The sequence below is a fragment of the Affinirhizobium lemnae genome, from assembly GCF_022968395.1.
Taxonomy (GTDB): Bacteria; Pseudomonadota; Alphaproteobacteria; order Rhizobiales; family Rhizobiaceae; genus Neorhizobium; species Neorhizobium lemnae.
In genome coordinates this window covers 1-17,470 of record NZ_JALJQZ010000067.1, presented here as the reverse complement: position 1 = coordinate 17,470, position 17,470 = coordinate 1, and the positions used below count along the sequence as shown (strand labels likewise).

Here is a 17,470-nt window from a genome sequence, read left to right as displayed (position 1 = left end):
GTTCAGCCCCCAGGAGTGCTCCAACTACTTCAGACATGCAGGTTATGGTTCAATTTAAAACTGACAGACTCTAATCGCTTTCAAATGCCTTCGGCGCTGAAGGCGCTGATGCGTTTGAGATCCTCGAACACATTCCGGTTGCCAGCCCAGATTTCTCCCGGAAACGACAAGTCGCCGGCGAACTCCGCAAGCCCGCCTGCTTCGCGGATGAGCACTATACCGGCCATGCAGTCCCAGCAGAACAGCGTTGGGTCGTAGTACCCGGCCAGCCGGTTTGCTGCGACGTAGGCAAGCATGAGAGCGCCCGAGCCGACGCGGAAAATCACACCACCTTCCTGGTACAGCCTCGTCACAAACGCGCCAACCTGTCGCGGTTCAGCACGTTCAGTTCCGCCAAAACCTACCGTCGTCGAACGGATCGTCCAATCCTGATTGATGGAGAGAGGTTTACCGTTGAGGGTCGCTCCCTTGCCTCTTTGCGCGACATAGATGTCATGGAACATCGGCGCGGAAACGACACCAATCGCCGGTTCCCCCTCATGTAGGACCGCGATGGATACGGTCCAGTTCGGCTGGCCAACCAGATAGGCCATGGTCCCATCAATCGGATCAATGACCCAAAGGAAGCCGGAACTTCCGCTTGTCGAGCCTTTTTCTTCTCCCACAATACCGTCCGCAGGAAAGTGCTGCCGGATGGTATCACGGATAAAGGCCTCCGTCGCTTCGTCAGCGGCGCTGACGATATCTTGGGATGATGCCTTCTCCCTCCAACCAAGCTTCTCTGGATAGTCCAAGAAGGAGCGCGCCTTATCGCCTGCCAAGCGAGCGATTTGCTCGGCGAGCGCACAGCGTGCTGCTACTCCCACGGAATTTCTGTGCTGATGGTTCATAGCTCCCTCCCTCGTCGAGTGTAAATGAACCATAAATTGCTGATCTATGCTATTGCAAATTTAAAAATACAGATGTATCGATAGTGCGTCCTGCTGAGAGGAAGGCAGTTCTAATCAACTGATAACGTTAAGGAAACGCAGGTTCTGCGTATTGCGAAGCTATGTTTTTCCTACGTCAGGGGATTGAGAACGAATGAGTTTGTTTGGATCGCGGAGAGGGTACCGCCGCTCTCAGTTGCAGATGCTTTATTGCTAAACATCAAAAAGGGCTGCCGGGGAGGCTGCCTGCACCGTAGGAGGAGTAGAATGAAACGTTTGTTGAAAATCTGCGCAAGTGTGCTGGCTTTGGCTGCGGCTACTGCGAGTGTGCCGCTTTCTGCCCACGCTGATTGGCTGGAAGATGCGGCAAAGCCACTGAAGGGAACGGAAATCAGCGGTATATTCCTAGATCGTCCAGGCTACCGTGCCATTATCAAGCTGTTGCCGGAGTTCGAGAAGAAAACAGGCATCAAAGTAAAGTACGAAATCGTACCTTATGAGAATACACGCGAAAAGACGGTCCTCAACTTCACTTCTCAGGGCGATCTGACCATGGCTCTGGTCGATTTGGTCTGGATCGGCGAGTTTGCCGAAAATGGGTGGATTGATCCAATCGACAATTTCACCAAAGACAAGTCGATCACGGACCCGAACCTAAAGCTCGATGGCTTTTTCCCTCTTCTATTGAATGCGTTCGGCTCCTGGGGCGGTAAGACCTATGGTCTGCCCTTCGACAACTATTCGGGTCTTCTATTTTATAATTCGTGCAAGCTTAAAGACGCTGGCTTCGACAAGCCCCCGGCAACCTGGGACGAGTTGATGAAAGTTTACGCGCCCAAACTCACGGATCCCAGTAAGAACCAGTATGCCTTCGCGCTGCAGTCACTGCGCGGAGAAACCCAGTCAGCAGACAGTTTTATGCGTTTCCTGTGGCCGTTCGGTGGCTCGCTACTCGACAAGCAGTTCAAGTCGAACCTGATGAGCAAGGAAAGTCAGACTGGTCTCAACTTCCGCCAGGAACTGATGAAGTACATGCCGCCGGGCGTGGTGAGTTTCGACCATGCGGAAGCAGTTAACGCGCTTGCGCAGGGGCAGGTCGCGATGATTACAGAATGGTCCGCCTTCTACGGCACGTTGGTCGACCCGGCCACCTCCAAGCTCGGCGATTGCCTTGCTGTTGCACCGGAACCGGCAGGCCCAGCTGGTCGCTTGCCAGCGCTTGGCGGGTTCTCGTTGGCGGTAGCTTCGCAGGCTTCCGAGGCGCAGAAGAAGGCAACCTGGCTCTTCATTCAGTGGGCAACCTCTGAAGAGATTGCAAAATCCTACGTCGAAGCGGGGGGTGTTTCTGGCCGCATGTCGATTTACAACGATCCGGCGATCAAAGCGAAATACAAGTTTGTTGAGCCGATGGTTGCGTCCTGGCAGAAAGGCGTGCCGGAATTCCGTCCACGTTTCCCGGCGTGGCCTGCCATCTCGGAAGTCGTGGCTGAATGGGGTTCCAAAATGATGCTTGGACAGGTTTCGGTTGAGGCCGGCTCCAAGGAGATCGGTACCCGCATGGAAGATATCCTGAAGAAGGAAGGCTATTACGACGGCAAGAAGAAGCTGTTGCAGTAACGCGCTCCAACACTTCCCCTCCCGGACTATGCCTATGGCAGATGGTGGTTTTGCTTGTCCATCATCTGCCACTTCATCCTTAATATGCGGAGCTGAACCATGCTTCATCTCTATCGCGAGGCGCTTGCAGAACTGGGCCAGTGCCTGTCAAAGTTTGATCCTGACGAATTCGAAATGGCTGTTCGTGAGATCGCGTCTGCTCAGCGCGTCGTTCTCTACGGAGTTGGCCGCGAAGGGCTTCAGATCAAGGGATTGGCCATGCGCCTGTTCCATCTGGGCCTGAAATCGGCTGTAGTGGGCGACATGACCACGCCACCTGTGGGAAAGGGTGATCTGCTTATCGTGTCGGCCGGCCCTGGCGATTTCTCCACCGTTTCTGCGCTGATGGGCGTGGCATCAGCGGCCGGAGCCCGCGTGTTAGTAGTAACGGCGCAACCTTTAGGTCCTGCTGCTGCCAAGGCGGACATTCTGCTGCACGTCCCGGCGCAGACCATGGCCGATGATCAAGGGACTGGCACCTCGGTTCTTCCTATGGGCTCACTTTATGAAGGTGCTCTCTATATCGCCTTCGAATTGCTTGTCCTTGCCGTGCGCGAGCGTTTGCAAGTTTCACCGGCTGCAATGCGTGCCAACCATACCAATCTGGAATGATGAAGAGCGGCCATTGCCGCCGCATCGAGAGGAAGACCTGATGCCTGGACGTGGCTCAAAACCAACCATCAGACCCAATCGCGGTTATGGCCGCTGGACTCCATTCTGGTTTCTGGCGCCTGCCGTCTTTACGCTGTTCATCATTGGCATCTATCCTACGATCTTTGCGTTTGTAACATCCTTTCGGCGCTACAACATTGCTCGACCCCGCGATGGCTTTCCTTTCATTGGACTGGAAAACTATACCTCCGTGCTGACTGACGGTACCTTCTGGGCATCGCTGTTTCTGACAGCGAAATTCTACGTCACCGTTCTACCTGTCCAGATTGCGCTCGGGCTGATGATCGCGCTGCTTTTGCACAAGACCGGTATGGGCTTCCTGAAGTCGCTTGCACGCGTCACGCTAGTGGTGCCGCTTGCGACAACTTATGCTGTCGTGGGCCTGATAGGCCGCCTCATATTCAATCGTGATTTTGGCGTGGCGAACTGGTTTCTCGACAGTCTCGGAATCGGCGGATTGGATTGGCTGGGCTCACAGGGAGGAGCGTTTGCCGCTATTGTCATCATGGACATCTGGCAATGGACGCCATTCTGCGCGCTCATATTTTTGGCTGGGTTGTCCATGGTGCCAGGCGAAATCGAAGAGGCTGCGCGCCTTGAAACCTCTTCGAAATGGGCGCTTCTAAAGCATGTGCAACTGCCATATCTGATGCCGGGGTTGACAGCGCTCCTGATCTTGCGCTCGGCAGATGTGTTGAAGCTCTTCGACATGGTGTTCGTCATGACACGCGGAGGACCGGGGTCGGCGACTGATCTTGTCTCGATCTATATTCAGCGCGTCGGCTTCCGCATCTTCGATCTCGGCACTGCCTCGGCGCAGGCTATCCTGCTTCTTATCATCACCATCCTGATCAGCCGCCTGTACATCCGCGTACTATACAAGGAGGTCAACTGATGCGTTTCTCATCCGGCAAAATCCTTCATGCCATCGGACTGACCGCCGTCATCCTGTTCACGTTGTTTCCGTTCTACTGGATGGTGTCAGCCAGCTTCAAGACCCAGGCCGATATCCTGGCATCGCCGCCCGTTTGGCTGTTTACTCCAACGCTCGATCATTACCGTGAGATCTTCGCGGACTCGAAGGTTCTGGGTGCCGTTGGTAATTCACTGATCATTGCCTCCGCGACTACCTTTCTTGCTGTGATGTTGGGGGCACCGGCTGCCTTCGCGTTGGCCCGATATGAATTTCGCGGCAAATCCGACCTCTGGTTCTGGTTCATCTCCAACCGCATGACAAGTCCTATCGTCCTGGCTCTGCCGGTATATATTCTGGCCTTGCAACTGAAGATGCTGGATACGCATCTTGTTCTGATCCTGATTTATCTCACCTTCAATCTCCCCATCGTTGTGTGGATCTGTACCGACCAATTCAAGTCCATTCCCCCGGATCTCGAACAGGCGGCACGACTTGACGGTGCCGATCAGTTCACGATTTTCCGCAAGATCTACCTCCCTCTCGGCGCGCCTGGCATTGCGGTCTCGGCCATCTTCTCGTTCATCTTTTCCTGGAACGAATTGCTCTATGCACTCGTCCTAACCCGTCGCGACGTGCAGACCGCACCTGTCGTCGCCACAAGTTTCATGTCCGGCTATGAATTGCCATGGGGCAAGATCATGGCCACCGGTACGGTCATTGTTTTGCCCGTTACCATTTTCGCCCTGATTGTCTCGCGCCACATGGTGCGCGGTCTAACGATGGGAGCCACCAAATGAGCACCGCAAACCCGCTCGGGATCAATCTCTCATTCTGTGTCAAACGTTGGGTAACGCCGGAGCTGTGGGCGCCTGTGGTGCGCAATCGTCTGGATCTGGACCTCGTCCAGTTTTCTTTCGATCTAGTGGATCCAATGTGGCCCGCATCGCTTGCGTCGCGACATGCGCGGGATGTGCGTAAAGCTGCGGATGAGCATGGCCTTACCGTGCACAGCGCTTTCATAGGTTTGGCCCACTACACCTTCAACCAGCTTCTGCATCCTGATCCGAATGTGCGCACCTATGCGGAACAATGGCTGGAACGGGCCTATTGTTTTGCGGCTGAAGCGAACATTCCCCGTGTCGGCGGGCCGTTGGGGGCCATTGCTTCTCAAATTGACGGCCACGAGTTGCCGAGCATTGGGGCCGAGGCTTATGGGGCACTTGTCGAGTGCATGTTGCGTCTCGGCGAAAAGGCGAAGGCTGCCGGTCTTTCGGAACTGTATGTCGAACCGACGCCGATGCGCCGTGAATGGCCGTGGACCATCGAGCAGGCGCGCCAGATGATGGTTGACGTGACTGATAGTGCGACACGCTGGAGCCTCTGCGTCGACTGGGGCCACGGCACCTACCAGCCGCTTTATGGTGCACGAGCCGACACAATGCAACCCTGGTTCGAAGCGCTGAATGACGTGATCTCAGCCGTCCATATCCAGCAAACGGATTACCAATTTGACCGTCATTGGGATTTCACCGAAGCAGGGAGGGTCGTTCCGCAGGAGGCTCGAACCTTGCTAGCCCGCACAGGGCTTGCGCAATCTCCAGTCTTTCTTGAAGTGTTTTACCCGTTCGAACGGGATAGCAAATCCATCCTGGATGCGCTGGAGGCATCCGTCCTGTCTCTCAAACAGGCCTTTGCCTGATCAAGGAGAAGCATGACAATGCCACCCAAGGGAAGCGATAACGGCAACACGGTCGTTGAAGATATGGACGCGCAGCAGATCCGTGCACGGGTCGCCTGGCTGTACTTTATCGGCGGTCTCACCCAGCAGGAAATTGCCGATCAGCTGGGGCTGACACGGCTTCGCGTCAACAAGACCCTGGGACAATTGCGGACAGATGGATCGGTTGTTGTCGATATACGTCTGCCCATGGCCAACTGTATCGAGCTTGAGAGCAAGCTGAAGGAGCGCTTCGGGCTGGATCAGGTATGTGTCATCCCTACGCTGCCGGACGATCTGGAAAACCAGCGGGCAGTTGGAAATGCAGCAGGTGGCCTGCTGGACAGGCTTCTAGAAGATGGCATGGGGCTTGGCGTCGGTTGGGGAAAAACCCTGACCGCAGGTCTAAAGCGCCTAACGCCTCGCCCGCTTCCCGATAGCTGGGTGACATCCGTTATGGGCGGGTTGACCCGCGGTTCCGGATCCAGCACTTTCGAGGTTGCAACAGGCTATGCACGCGCCATATCCGCCGAATGCTGGTATCTGACGGCACCCCTCTATTTTCCGTCGGTGGAAAGCCGTGAGGCGCTCCTGGCTCATCACGGCATTCGTGAAACTATGCGCCGGGCACGATCGGTTGATGTGGCACTACTGTCGTGCGGGGATATGACCACGCGCTCGCTGCTTGTGCAGACGCCGACCGTTTCCGAAAATCTGGAGAGCCTCCTTGCGGCCGGTGCAGTTGGCGATCTGCTCGGCGTCTTTCTGAATGCTGAGGGAAGGCCGGTGGATCATCCCTTGAACGAACGTGTCCTTTCCCTGACGCCAGAGCAATTGAAATGCGTGAAGCATTCCATCCTCGCCTCCGGCGGCTGGTACAAGGTCGAGATCATTCGCGCCATTCTGAAGGGCGGTTATGTCAAGCATCTGGTGACAGATGAGAATTGTGCTGCCGGGCTGCTGGTGAACGAGATCCAGTAACACGACAAGAACACATAGAAATGGCTCTGCCGGACGCATTGTCCAGGCATCGATGAAGTGGGAGTAGAGTGAGCATGACTTTCCTGAAGCTGGACAAAATCAAGAAGACGTTCGGGGAACTCAGCGTCATCAAGGGCGTCGACATTACTGCTTCCAAAGGGGAGTTCGTGGTTTTCGTCGGTCCTTCCGGGTGCGGCAAATCCACACTGCTGAGGATGATCGCTGGCCTTGAGGACGTATCGTCTGGGACACTTTCCATCGATGGGAAGGAGGTTACCTATGAAGAGCCTGCCAAGCGGGAGGTTTCCATGGTCTTCCAGTCCTACGCTCTCTATCCGCATATGAGTGTCTTTGAAAACATGGCTTTCGGTTTGCGCATGGCAAAGCTCCCGGAAGATGAAATCAGGCGTCGGGTTGGGGAAGCTGCGCGTATCCTGCAGATCGAGCCTCTTTTGGAGCGCAAGCCGCGGGCTCTCTCCGGCGGCCAGCGTCAGCGCGTAGCTATCGGCCGATCGATCGTTCGCAACCCGAAGATATTCCTATTTGATGAGCCGCTCTCGAATCTTGATGCCGAACTGCGTAGCCAGATGCGTGTAGAAATTGCCAAGTTGCATCGCAATCTCGGCGCGACCATGGTGTACGTCACCCATGATCAGGTCGAAGCGATGACGCTGGCGGACCGCATCGTTGTTCTGCGCGCGGGTCTTGTGGAGCAGATCGGTTCACCGACCGAACTTTACGATCGTCCGGCAAATACGTTCGTGGCAGGCTTCATCGGGTCGCCGAAGATGAACTTTCTCGTCGCCAAGGTGACAGGAGCCGATAATGCTGGCCTGCAGCTTTCGCATCCTGCTTTCGCGAATGGGTTCCTTTCCCTTACGCATTCGTCAGCCGGAAAGGCGAAGATTGGCGATCTTCTGACTGTTGGCCTGCGTCCAGAACATCTGGACGTAGCTGCTGCCTCGCCACTCCTGAAGTTGACCGCAGATTTTGCAGAGAACCTCGGGGGCTCAACCCAGATTTATACCCGAGCGGGTGAAGATACGATCATAATCCTGGCGAATGGACGACCGGACCTGAAGCCGGGTGCTCAAATCACTGCTGGGATCGACCCGCGCCACATCTATCTCTTTACGTCGGATGGGTTGGCGCTCTGATTGTGATACGGTTTTGGATACGAAACCGGCTCCTATTTTTGCAGGAACTATTCTGATTTCGGGAAGTAAAGACATGAAAGCTCTTGTACTGGAACGCAAAGGCGATCTAGCGATCCGTGATATCGATCTGCCGCGAGAAGTCGGCCCCGGCCATGTAAAGATCGCAATCCATACGGTCGGCGTCTGCGGCAGCGACGTGCACTATTATACCCATGGCGCTATTGGTTCCTTCGTCGTTCGAGATCCAATGGTCTTGGGCCATGAGGCGGCTGGAACGGTGATCGAAGTAGGCTCTCAGGTGAAAAACTTGAAGATTGGAGACCGTGTATGCATGGAGCCGGGTGTGCCAGACATGCAATCCCGGGCCTCCAAGTTGGGCATTTACAATGTAGATCCGGATGTGCGCTTCTGGGCAACGCCGCCTGTCCATGGCGTTCTGACGGCGGAGGTAGTTCATCCGGCGGCCTTTACCTACAAGCTTCCGGAGAATGTATCTTTCGCAGAAGGAGCCATGATCGAACCCTTCGCGGTTGGAATGCAGGCGGCCACACGTGGACGGATTACGCCCGGTGATGTAGCTGTCGTCATCGGCTGCGGGCCGATCGGTATCATGACGGCGATTGCGGCACTCGCGGGTGGATGCTCGCGTGCCATCATCGCTGATCTGAGTGCACCGAAGCTTGCCATTGCCGGACAATACGCAGGTGTCACACCCGTCAACATTACAGAGATTGCATTGAAGGACGTTGTCATGGATGCCACGGGGGGGTGGGGCGCAGACATCGTTTTCGAGGCAAGCGGCAGCCCTCGAGCTTACGAGGGTATATTCGATCTCATGCGTCCCGGCGGTGCACTTGTGCTCGTAGGCTTACCGATTGAACCGGTGACCTTCGATGTGCCTGCTTCGATCTTCAAGGAAGCGCGCATCGAAACGGTGTTTCGATATGCCAACAATTTCGACCGTGCGCTCAACCTGATTGCATCCGGCAAGGTCGATTTGAAGCCGTTGATTACCGATACATATTCATTTTCAGAGAGCATAGCTGCATTCGAAAGGGCGGCAAAAGGTTTGGCTGAAGATGTAAAACTGCAAATACGGCTCGCGGACTGAGCGCGCAGTTTCATGGCAGTATTTTGTGATTGCTATATTTGAGCGTGGTAGCACGGCAGCATGAACAAAGATCGCTGTAGGGTCGTTTTGTAAGCGATGACTTCAATCTATAGATGCTAAAGCATACTATTCCGGCGTATATTAGGAAGCGTTTACGTTTCTGAAAGGACATAGTGTCATTAGTTTAGTGATATATCAAACTGGCGGAAGATCCCATGAAACGACCTTCACTTCGCATGGCTCTGATCGGAATGCTTGGCTTTATTGCCATTGCGGTAGCAGCTCTTTCCTTCACGAGCATTTCAAGCATTGCCTCCATGCGGTCTGAAACCGCTGATATTGGTGATTATTGGATGGAGCGCCTTCTCACCGCTCGCGACATAAAGGGTGAGTTTGCGAACGTCCGTCTTGCGCTGGCTCGACATGCTATGGTGACTGACAAGGCTGGATTTGATGCAGAACAGAAGTCACTAAATGGCTATGAGGCGGCACTTCGTGATGCAATAGCACGCTATGAGGCAAAGGTTAGGACTGAACATGGAAGTAAGCTTATCAATGATCTCAAGCCACTGATTGCCGAATACAATCGCGCAGCCAAGAGCTTCTCTGATCATATTGCCGCTGGGGATGTTCCTACGGCTATCGAATATTTCAATATCGAAATGAAGCCACGCGCTGATGCGGTCAATGCGAAGATCACCGAGTTGGTCAACGCTATCATCTCGAACTCCAAAACCGTAGTCACCAACGCCGAGGCCGATGCCAGCACCGCCTTCAACATGGTCTTGTCATTCGCCATCGCAACCCTACTGATCTGCCTTGCAGGTATGTATCTTGCCATTGCGGGCATTGCTAGACCGATCAACGCTATCACGGACGCCATGCGCCGTCTGGCAGGTGGTGATGATCAGAGCGCAATTCCGTTCGAGGGCCGCTCTGACGAGGTCGGAGCCATGGCTTCTGCTGTTGAGATCTTCAGGCAGAATTCGTTGTCCAACAAGCGTCTCGAACAAGAAGCACTGGCCAATCGATCGGAGGCTGAGAAGCAACGCGAGGCGGAACAAGAGCGCACCGCCCGTGAAGCCGAACAGTTGCGTGTTGCGAGCTCGGCACTCGGTGCTGGTTTAAAGCAACTCGCTGGTGGCGACCTTGCCTGCCGCATTCAGACTCAGTTTGCACCTGAATACGAGCCGCTCCGCCAGGATTTCAATGCCACCGTCGAACAACTCAGCCAGACAGTTAACGCGGTTATCAATGCGGTTGGCAACATGGATTCCGGGACACGGGAAATCGCATCCGGTGCGCATGATCTGTCCAAATGGACAGAGCAGCAGGCAGCAGCCCTTGAAGAAACGGCCGCTGCGCTCGATCAAATCACGGCCAACGTATCCAGCTCTTCGAAAATGACAGAGGAAGCAAGATCGGTGGCTCAGGCTGCGACGCATAGTGCTACACAGTCAGCTCATGTCGTTGCGCATGCTGAAGAAGCAATGCAACGAATCGAAAGCAGTTCGCAGCAGATCTCCAACATCATCGGCGTCATTGACGAGATTGCATTCCAGACGAACCTGCTGGCACTCAACGCAGGTGTTGAGGCGGCACGCGCTGGAGAGGCCGGGAAGGGGTTCGCGGTGGTCGCGCAGGAAGTTCGTGAACTTGCCCAGCGTTCAGCGCAGGCTGCCAAGGAAATCAAGGGCCTCATCCAGAACTCGACAGGCGAAGTTGAAAGCGGCGTGAAGCTTGTGCGCGAGACGGGCGAAGCGCTCAAAACGATCGGGGATCACATCACACGGATCAATAGCTACATGGAATCTATTGCGACTTCGTCGCGCGAACAATCCACAGGACTGACCGAGGTCAATGTTGCGGTCAATCAGATGGATCAAACGACCCAGCAGAATGCAGCCATGGTCGAGCAATCAACGGCCGCAGCCGCATCCCTTTCGCAAGAAGCAGGTAAATTGCGGGAACTTGTCTCCATGTTCCAATTGGACGCCTCTGCCGTCTCGCACGCCTCTGCCTTACGACAGGTCGCTCAGACAATGGCTCTGCCCGCACAGGCAGGAGCACGGGCAGGGCGCGCCCGCGCAATCCCTCAGAGTCATGGGAATCTGGCACACAAAGCTGATGACTGGCAGGAGTTCTGAAGCTTGGGCGTGAGGCAGAGTTTGAAAGCTACCCGGTTTGCTTCAGTTCGTCTTTCGGATCTCTGCCTTCAAAGTCCTCGTACCACTTCATGCGCAACGGCCACCCATTGCTAGACAAGGATTGAACCGCAGTTCAGATTGTGTGGAACCGCCATTGCCTTGATTGCGTATGACAGGATGTATCAACTGAGCCGATCCGTCCGGTGTCGAGCTCCTGATCATGTTCCTTGCGCGCCACGCGAGAAACGTTTTAACTGCGATCAGGTTGGGATCGTTTCGCCTCGCGCAAGCATTGGCAGACTTCGTATAAATAGGGTGCGGGTAGGGGCGATGGCGGGTTCCAGGATCTGCCGGGCGATGCGCTCCATCTGTGAGGCCAGCTCTGGGACACCAGCAAGTTCAACGAATGTCCCCCTTGCCAAGGCACCAGCAATGAAAAGGTCGTTGACCGGATACCCGTCGCGTGCAACTGCCCGGCTTCGTGCATCACAAGCGATACCAAATCCATAGATATCCGTTTTGATGAATCCCGCATCGTAAAGCGTGCGAAGATAGCGATGGTAGTCCAGTATACCTGCGTGATCCGGCCCGATTGCAACCAACAGGTGGTCGGCCTTGATTGACACGGGAGAGGAGGCCCCTCGCGGGCTCAATTGAAGAATAACGCCTCCGCCTTGAGCCTTCACATCCCTAATCTGGGCCGCCAGGATCGTCAGCTGACCAGATGCCTGCAAGGACTGAACGATTTCGGCCGTCATTGGCGGCATTCGGTGCCGGTGAACTTCATACCAGCGCAATAGATGACGTTTAACCCGAAGCCGCTCAGAGACGGACATGGCTTGCCATAGAGAAGGCGCCTGATGCCGTAGTGCTTCGATGACGCTTTGCCACGGCAACCCATCACGTGTGACCTGATCAACGGCACCTCGGATGGCATGCAGCAGAGATGCTGCGGTACGGCAGTTTCGGAAAAAACTGTCTCCATAACCGGTGAAATCTCCATCCGGCTGTCGGCGTGGCAGTAGACCTGTTCTTGAAATCATTGTGATTGAGCCGCGATGTCCTCGGGCATGGAGCGTTTCAAGCATCTCCATGGCTGTCAGGCCGGTGCCTGCAATCACGATCCGGTCATCAGGTTTGACACCACTTAGGTCAAAATTATCCCTGATCAGATCACTTCCTCTATCCAGGGGCAGACGGGCAGGCGGATTTGATGTCGCGATGACGACCGCATCGGCTTCATAGGACTGTCCTGCGCTGTCGGATATGCACCAGTGACCGTGGTCTCGACCAATGGACATGACATTTTTTTGTACGTGAGCGATCCGGCCAGCCCTCAGTTCTGGCTGGATCTGGGCTTGCATGAAGTCCCCGAAATCACTTCTGCGCGCATAGATCATCCCACCCTGGCTCGACTGTGGATCCGCTTCCAGACGACCGGTGCTCTTCAGCCATGCATGGAAGGCTCCCGGGTTTCCTGGCACGGCCCGGATGCGGTGCGCCGCCACATTCAGGCGCGCGTTGGGGTCAGCCGTATCATAAGCGAGTCCGGTTCCGAGTGTCGAACGAGGTTCAAAGACAGTGATCGTGCCGCCTTGGCCCGATGATCGCCGGGCGAGTAGCATGGCGAGGGTAGCGCCGGTGAAACCACCGCCAACGATAGCGGTTCTTCTGCCTTCAGAAGCATGTCGCGATTGGGTTGGCAGTCTGAGTCTTAGCATCCCGCCGACCTCCTCTGGTTTGATTGGCCTCGAAAAGGCAATTCGATAGCGGAAATTTCCATAAAATTTATAGAATGGAAAATAGTCTGTCTAGAGGTCCTTGCGCTCGCCCGCTAGTCTCGAAAAAGTTACGATGGCTTGAGGATTTCGATTATGACCAAACAGTATGCTTCCCAAGAATTCGATGCCCGATCCGCACGCCCACTGGTAGATGTTCTACCTGGGGATTCGGAAAGCCTGAAGGCTGCCTTGCGCAGTCTTGCGGGTGGCGTCAGCATCATTACCACCGGGAAGGGACATTTGCGGACTGGCGCGACGGTCACTTCTGCCACTGCCCTTTCAGTTGATCCGCCTCGGATGCTGGTTGCTCTCAACCGAACGTCATCAACGTGGCCCGTGCTACAGCAGGCGGGATTTTTCGGGGTCAACATCGTCGGTCCGGAGCATGAGGCGCTTGCCAATCAGTTCGCTGGTGTCGGTGGTCTGAAGGGTCCCGATCGCTACAATGGTCATGAATGGACCTCACTGGCGACCGGGGCCGCCTTGCTGGAAGATGCAGTTGCCAGCATCGACTGCCGCATTGAAGAGGCCATTGAACGCCACAGCCATGTCATTGTGATCGGGGCGGTGCAGGGCGTGCGTCTGAAAGGCGGACGTTCGCTCGTCTATCAGAACGGTACCTATCACCACTTGGTCTGACGAAGCGAAATGGGCAAGAAAGGCAGCACGCAAGCAATGATATGTTCCGTCGGTCCCTCTGCTTGGATGAATCTTTTCTTTCCGCGCAACGGTTGGCATGTCAGCATAAGTCGTCAGTTCCTGGAGGTCATACATGCACAACGTATACCGCTTGCCTGATACACACATGAATGCCATCGAACACCCTTCTACGGAACGGGATGTCATCCTGGCAACGCGGCAATTGATAGAGCGCATTGCCTCTGGATCTTTGACAACGGCAGAATCTAGCAATGCTGCGGCCGTCATGCCCTTGCCGGGATGGATGATCCGGACGGGCCTGCTTGGCATTTCGGTTGGTGCCGAACATGGTGGCCCTGATATTGCCAATGCCGTTATCGCCGAAATGATCGCCCTTTTTGCCGGATGCGACGTAGAATTCGCGGAAAAGTTGGCTGGTCATTTTAAAGTGTTGGACGCCATTCGGGCAGCCGGTGACGCCAGGCCGGTTGGTGATTTCCTATCGCGAGCCTTGGCTGGTGATTTCTTTCTGCTGATGTCCGATCTGGATGTAGGCCCAATCCGGTTTGACAAGCCATCTCCAGGTAGATTGTCCACGTTTCCTGCATTATCGCCTGCGCGGGGAGGCTATCGTCTCTGCGCCGATTTAACCTTCCCATCCACTGCATCCTGGCTCGCCGTCCCGAGCCTTGACCCTGAAGGGCACCGTGTACTGGCGCTATTTGCAAGGCCGGAGAAGACTGCTGAAACCTCTGGAGACAAGATAGCTACCGTTGCGTCCGATGATCCTTCCGATCTTTTCATACCTTCGTCGCACGTTTTTCCAATTGCGCGGGGTGATCAGAGTCCGGCAGCGTTTGATGTAATGGGCAGCCTGCTTGATGCGGCGATTGATCTCGGAATCGCACGTACGATGTTCGACGTGCTCGGACAAGATCTTCAGCACACTGGCACCGGCGAGCAAGAATACGAAGCTATTCATGGTAGGTCGGATATCAAAACGTATGGCCGATGTGCTGCGGAACTGGATGGTGTTTCGGCGCTGATTGAGCGGGCCGGACAGCATATGGACATGGCGCAGGTGGATGATGCGGCGGGAATTCTGTTACAGGCTTCCCTCTCAGCAAATTCAGCTGCTGTTCTTGCTGCAGCGGTGCTGAACGAACTCTGCACGGTAATGAAAGTCGGGCTGTATCAAGAGGTCCTGGAACGCTCTGAAGCTAAGGTTAGGGAGCGGTCCCGGAACCGGGTTTGCGAGCAACGTCAGGAGCGGCTTGGCAAACTGCATGCATGTGGGGTCGCACCTCAACGCTGGCCATTTAGCTATTGACCCGATAGTTCGCCAATTCCCGTCCGCTACGGCGTCTCATACATGAGTAAGCGTATTTATTGCTTCCGATGTCGGCGAGTTTTTGGCGGCTAGCTCTTCCAAGCTCATATTGTCGAGAATGGTTGCAATGGCATCGCGGACGTCAGTCATTGCTGCTCTGATCTGACAGTCTTCGGGATGATCGCAGTCATCGCATGGCTCGAAGGCCGTTTTGCTGGCACATCGAATGGGAGCCAGAGGCCCATCGAGAATCCTGATTGCATGCCCTATAAAAATTTCGCGCGCCGGCTTTGACAAGGCATAACCCCCGCCAGGCCCCTTCTTCGACCGCAGCAATCCACCATTGCGAAGCTCTAGAAGGATCGTGTCGAGGAACTTTTTCGATATGTTGTTCTGCGCAGCTATGTCGGCCACAAACGCGGTTTCACCACTTTGCAGACGCGCAAGATGGATGAGGGCTTTCAGCCCGTATTTGCCCTTTTTCGTCAACATACCTAAGTGCTTTTTGCTGCGCCAAGTTGAAGGGCATATAGGACGGAAATGAGGGGCATCGCAAGCAGCTTCGCTATAAAAGGAATAGGCAATCTTTGATGCAGTCCTTCCCCTTGTGCGCCATGGACTGGTCCCCATCAGTCGAGGTCCTCGCTTTCACGATTCAGTATGCCTGTCGTGGAAGTTTGAGCCGTGCTTCGATCTCTTCGCACAAGCGCGATACCTGGCTTTTGGAGATGCCGCTCATGCCCATGGCCTTGACGAGATCATCGACGGGTCGGGTCGAGGCGCCCTGGATATAGGCTTCCTGGATCACCGCTGTCAGAGCCTTCTCGGCCATGCGACGCGGCTCCAGGAAACTCGGGAAATAGCTGCCTGTGCGAAGCTTGGAATACGCAGCCCGACGGTGCCCGCTCGTGTCTCCCAGTCTCGATCGCGGTAGCCATTGCGCTGGGCAAGACGGAAGCCGTTCTTCTCGCCATAGCCCGCGCCGGTCTTCGCGCTCACTTCCAGCGCCATCAGCTTCTCGGCAGCAAAGCCGATCATCTCGCGCAACAAATCGGCGTCGGTACTCTTCTCAACGAGTGCGCGCAGGTTCATCATGTCGTCGGTCATCGGTGGTGTCCTTCAGGTTGGATTTAAGCAACCCGACCCTACCGGAAATCACCGATGGCTATGAATTCCAGATACACCACTCCCAGGGACACGATCTTTGGCGATATCGTGCGCCATGTTGTGAGCGCCCTCATGGATGGAGCGTGGTATTTTTCGCGCCGGGGCGTTTGGACAGCATTGAGGTTTCAGGGCGCAAGCGTCGCAGTCGAGTTTGCTGGCCCGATACCGTACCATGCCATCTTCATCCACCAGGGGACGCTCGTTCTTGTAGGCGACCTGTCGCGAGCGTAACTCCTTGCCACCAGGGCAGGTATAGAGATCGCGCTCGTGGTCATAGGCGAAGTCGGCGCGCTCGAATGTGCCATCACGCCGTTCGGACTTGTCGAAGACGGGAACATGCGGCTCTATCCCGCGCTCTTGGACCAACCAGCCCAACATCTCTGCCGAACCATAGGCGGTGTCGGCGGCCAGCCGGTCCAGATAGAGACCGAAGATATCCTGAGCACGCTCAATCATGGTACGTGCCGCGCCGACCTCCGCCTGCCGGATCGCACGGCTCGCCTCGACATCAACGATAACGGCATTATCCAAATCGATCAGATAGTTGGTCGTATAAGCAAAGAAGGCGTGGCCTTTCATCGCTCCGGTCCATTGAGCCGCCGGGTCCGACCTCGATATGAACTTCGGCTTTGTTTCGCTGGCCGCACCCCATGCTGCGTCATCGAGCGTATCGAGATATTCCTGAACCGAGCGGCTGGTCTCGGCCATAGCCTCCCAGTCGACTGTTTCGGACCCTTCAGTTGAGCGCTGCTTGTTGGCGTCCGCCTTGATCAGGCTCGCATCAACGGCAAAGCCTTCGCCACCGACAAGCCCCTCTTCGATGCAACGTCTGACCGTCGTCTCAAACAGCTCGCGCAGCAAGTCACTATCGCGGAAGCGGCCATGCCGGTTCTTGGAGAAGGTCGAATGATCCGGGACATCGCCTTCAAGCCCAAGCCCGCAAAACCAGCGATAGGCCAGGTTCAGATGTACCTCCTCACACAGCCGACGCTCCGAACGGATGCCGAAGCAGTAACCAACGATCAGCATACGGATCATTAGTTCTGGATCAATCGAGGGCCGCCCGATCTCGCTGTAGAAAGGGCGCAAGTGAGCCCGAAGCCCGGACAGATCGACGAAGCGGTCAATAGACCGAAGAAGATGGTTAGCCGGCACGTGCCGATCGATGCTGAACCCGTAAAACAGCGCTTCCTGCGCTACCGTCCGCTCGCCCATGCGCGAGGTGCAAGTTCGATGCGGCGACCTATGACCTGATCGCCTGCGCCTG

At 55.5% G+C, this 17,470-nt stretch carries 14 protein-coding genes and 2 pseudogenes; 11 read left to right on the top strand and 5 right to left on the bottom strand.

All coding sequences use genetic code 11. From position 1 onward, the window contains the following. Positions 1-80: 80 nt before the first annotated feature. Positions 81-890 carry an inositol monophosphatase family protein gene (locus MUU53_RS21610; RefSeq protein ID WP_247262717.1) on the bottom strand — a complete coding sequence of 270 codons (810 nt, stop codon included), beginning with the start codon at positions 888-890 and terminating at the stop codon, positions 81-83. Between the two features lie 306 nt (positions 891-1,196). Here MUU53_RS21610 and MUU53_RS21605 point away from each other — a divergent pair, with 306 nt between their 5' ends. The 9 genes from MUU53_RS21605 to MUU53_RS21565 all read left to right on the top strand — a co-directional run bounded on the left by MUU53_RS21605 (position 1,197) and on the right by MUU53_RS21565 (position 11,286). Further along, positions 1,197-2,546 carry an ABC transporter substrate-binding protein gene (locus MUU53_RS21605; RefSeq protein WP_247262716.1) on the top strand — a complete coding sequence of 450 codons (1,350 nt, stop codon included), beginning with the start codon at positions 1,197-1,199 and terminating at the stop codon, positions 2,544-2,546. Positions 2,547-2,645: 99 nt separating this feature from the next. Further along, a complete protein-coding gene (locus tag MUU53_RS21600; protein ID WP_247262715.1) occupies positions 2,646-3,197 on the top strand; it encodes an SIS domain-containing protein in 552 nt (183 codons plus the stop codon). A gap of 40 nt (positions 3,198-3,237) precedes the next feature. Continuing rightward, on the top strand, positions 3,238-4,152 hold the full coding sequence (locus tag MUU53_RS21595) for a carbohydrate ABC transporter permease (RefSeq protein WP_247262714.1): 915 nt from the start codon (positions 3,238-3,240) through the stop codon (positions 4,150-4,152). Beyond that, complete coding sequence (locus MUU53_RS21590) at positions 4,152-4,970, top strand: carbohydrate ABC transporter permease (protein ID WP_247262713.1); 819 nt, start codon at positions 4,152-4,154, stop codon at positions 4,968-4,970. The genes MUU53_RS21595 and MUU53_RS21590 overlap by 1 nt, the downstream gene beginning before the upstream one ends. Continuing rightward, on the top strand, positions 4,967-5,872 hold the full coding sequence (locus tag MUU53_RS21585; RefSeq protein WP_247262712.1) for a sugar phosphate isomerase/epimerase family protein: 906 nt from the start codon (positions 4,967-4,969) through the stop codon (positions 5,870-5,872). Before MUU53_RS21590 ends, MUU53_RS21585 begins: the two co-directional genes overlap by 4 nt. A gap of 12 nt (positions 5,873-5,884) precedes the next feature. Next, entirely contained in the window at positions 5,885-6,871 is a 987-nt protein-coding gene (locus MUU53_RS21580; protein WP_247262711.1) for a sugar-binding transcriptional regulator, read from the top strand. A 74-nt stretch (positions 6,872-6,945) separates the two neighbouring features. Further along, positions 6,946-8,028, top strand: a complete 1,083-nt coding sequence (locus tag MUU53_RS21575; protein ID WP_247262710.1) for an ABC transporter ATP-binding protein — start codon at positions 6,946-6,948, stop codon at positions 8,026-8,028. Between the two features lie 73 nt (positions 8,029-8,101). Continuing rightward, entirely contained in the window at positions 8,102-9,139 is a 1,038-nt protein-coding gene (locus MUU53_RS21570; RefSeq protein WP_247262709.1) for an NAD(P)-dependent alcohol dehydrogenase, read from the top strand. A 215-nt stretch (positions 9,140-9,354) separates the two neighbouring features. After that, positions 9,355-11,286, top strand: a complete 1,932-nt coding sequence (locus MUU53_RS21565) for a methyl-accepting chemotaxis protein (protein ID WP_247262708.1) — start codon at positions 9,355-9,357, stop codon at positions 11,284-11,286. 260 nt (positions 11,287-11,546) lie between these two features. Here MUU53_RS21565 and MUU53_RS21560 read toward each other — a convergent pair whose 3' ends face one another. Further along, positions 11,547-13,007 (bottom strand): FAD/NAD(P)-binding protein, encoded by a 1,461-nt coding sequence (locus MUU53_RS21560; protein ID WP_247262707.1) that lies wholly within the window; start codon positions 13,005-13,007, stop codon positions 11,547-11,549. Positions 13,008-13,160: 153 nt separating this feature from the next. On the opposite strand from MUU53_RS21560, the gene MUU53_RS21555 reads away from it, so the two are divergent. Together MUU53_RS21555 and MUU53_RS21550 are read left to right on the top strand one after the other, a co-directional pair. Next, the gene (locus tag MUU53_RS21555; protein WP_247262706.1) at positions 13,161-13,706 is read left to right on the top strand and encodes a flavin reductase family protein; all 546 of its coding nucleotides are present in this window, start codon (positions 13,161-13,163) and stop codon (positions 13,704-13,706) included. 250 nt (positions 13,707-13,956) lie between these two features. Further along, a complete protein-coding gene (locus MUU53_RS21550) occupies positions 13,957-15,036 on the top strand; it encodes an acyl-CoA dehydrogenase family protein (protein WP_247262705.1) in 1,080 nt (359 codons plus the stop codon). Positions 15,037-15,072: 36 nt separating this feature from the next. Here MUU53_RS21550 and MUU53_RS21545 read toward each other — a convergent pair whose 3' ends face one another. From MUU53_RS21545 to MUU53_RS21535, 3 genes and pseudogenes are all read right to left on the bottom strand, one after another. Then, positions 15,073-15,528 (bottom strand): RrF2 family transcriptional regulator, encoded by a 456-nt coding sequence (locus MUU53_RS21545; protein WP_247262704.1) that lies wholly within the window; start codon positions 15,526-15,528, stop codon positions 15,073-15,075. A 187-nt stretch (positions 15,529-15,715) separates the two neighbouring features. Beyond that, positions 15,716-16,143: pseudogene (locus tag MUU53_RS21540) on the bottom strand (transposase); the annotation flags it as partial. Positions 16,144-16,239: 96 nt separating this feature from the next. After that, positions 16,240-17,418: pseudogene (locus MUU53_RS21535) on the bottom strand (IS1182 family transposase); the annotation flags it as partial. Positions 17,419-17,470 lie beyond the last annotated feature (52 nt).

What these genes read in the sequence shown, in the direction of transcription:
- MUU53_RS21610 (WP_247262717.1), bottom strand. Translation starts at nt 890, where the DNA reads ATGAACCATCAGCACAGAAATTCCGTGGGAGTAGCAGCACGCTGTGCG.
- MUU53_RS21605 (WP_247262716.1), top strand. Translation starts at nt 1,197, where the DNA reads ATGAAACGTTTGTTGAAAATCTGCGCAAGTGTGCTGGCTTTGGCTGCG.
- MUU53_RS21600 (WP_247262715.1), top strand. Translation starts at nt 2,646, where the DNA reads ATGCTTCATCTCTATCGCGAGGCGCTTGCAGAACTGGGCCAGTGCCTG.
- MUU53_RS21595 (WP_247262714.1), top strand. Translation starts at nt 3,238, where the DNA reads ATGCCTGGACGTGGCTCAAAACCAACCATCAGACCCAATCGCGGTTAT.
- MUU53_RS21590 (WP_247262713.1), top strand. Translation starts at nt 4,152, where the DNA reads ATGCGTTTCTCATCCGGCAAAATCCTTCATGCCATCGGACTGACCGCC.
- MUU53_RS21585 (WP_247262712.1), top strand. Translation starts at nt 4,967, where the DNA reads ATGAGCACCGCAAACCCGCTCGGGATCAATCTCTCATTCTGTGTCAAA.
- MUU53_RS21580 (WP_247262711.1), top strand. Translation starts at nt 5,885, where the DNA reads ATGACAATGCCACCCAAGGGAAGCGATAACGGCAACACGGTCGTTGAA.
- MUU53_RS21575 (WP_247262710.1), top strand. Translation starts at nt 6,946, where the DNA reads ATGACTTTCCTGAAGCTGGACAAAATCAAGAAGACGTTCGGGGAACTC.
- MUU53_RS21570 (WP_247262709.1), top strand. Translation starts at nt 8,102, where the DNA reads ATGAAAGCTCTTGTACTGGAACGCAAAGGCGATCTAGCGATCCGTGAT.
- MUU53_RS21565 (WP_247262708.1), top strand. Translation starts at nt 9,355, where the DNA reads ATGAAACGACCTTCACTTCGCATGGCTCTGATCGGAATGCTTGGCTTT.
- MUU53_RS21560 (WP_247262707.1), bottom strand. Translation starts at nt 13,007, where the DNA reads ATGCTAAGACTCAGACTGCCAACCCAATCGCGACATGCTTCTGAAGGC.
- MUU53_RS21555 (WP_247262706.1), top strand. Translation starts at nt 13,161, where the DNA reads ATGACCAAACAGTATGCTTCCCAAGAATTCGATGCCCGATCCGCACGC.
- MUU53_RS21545 (WP_247262704.1), bottom strand. Translation starts at nt 15,528, where the DNA reads ATGTTGACGAAAAAGGGCAAATACGGGCTGAAAGCCCTCATCCATCTT.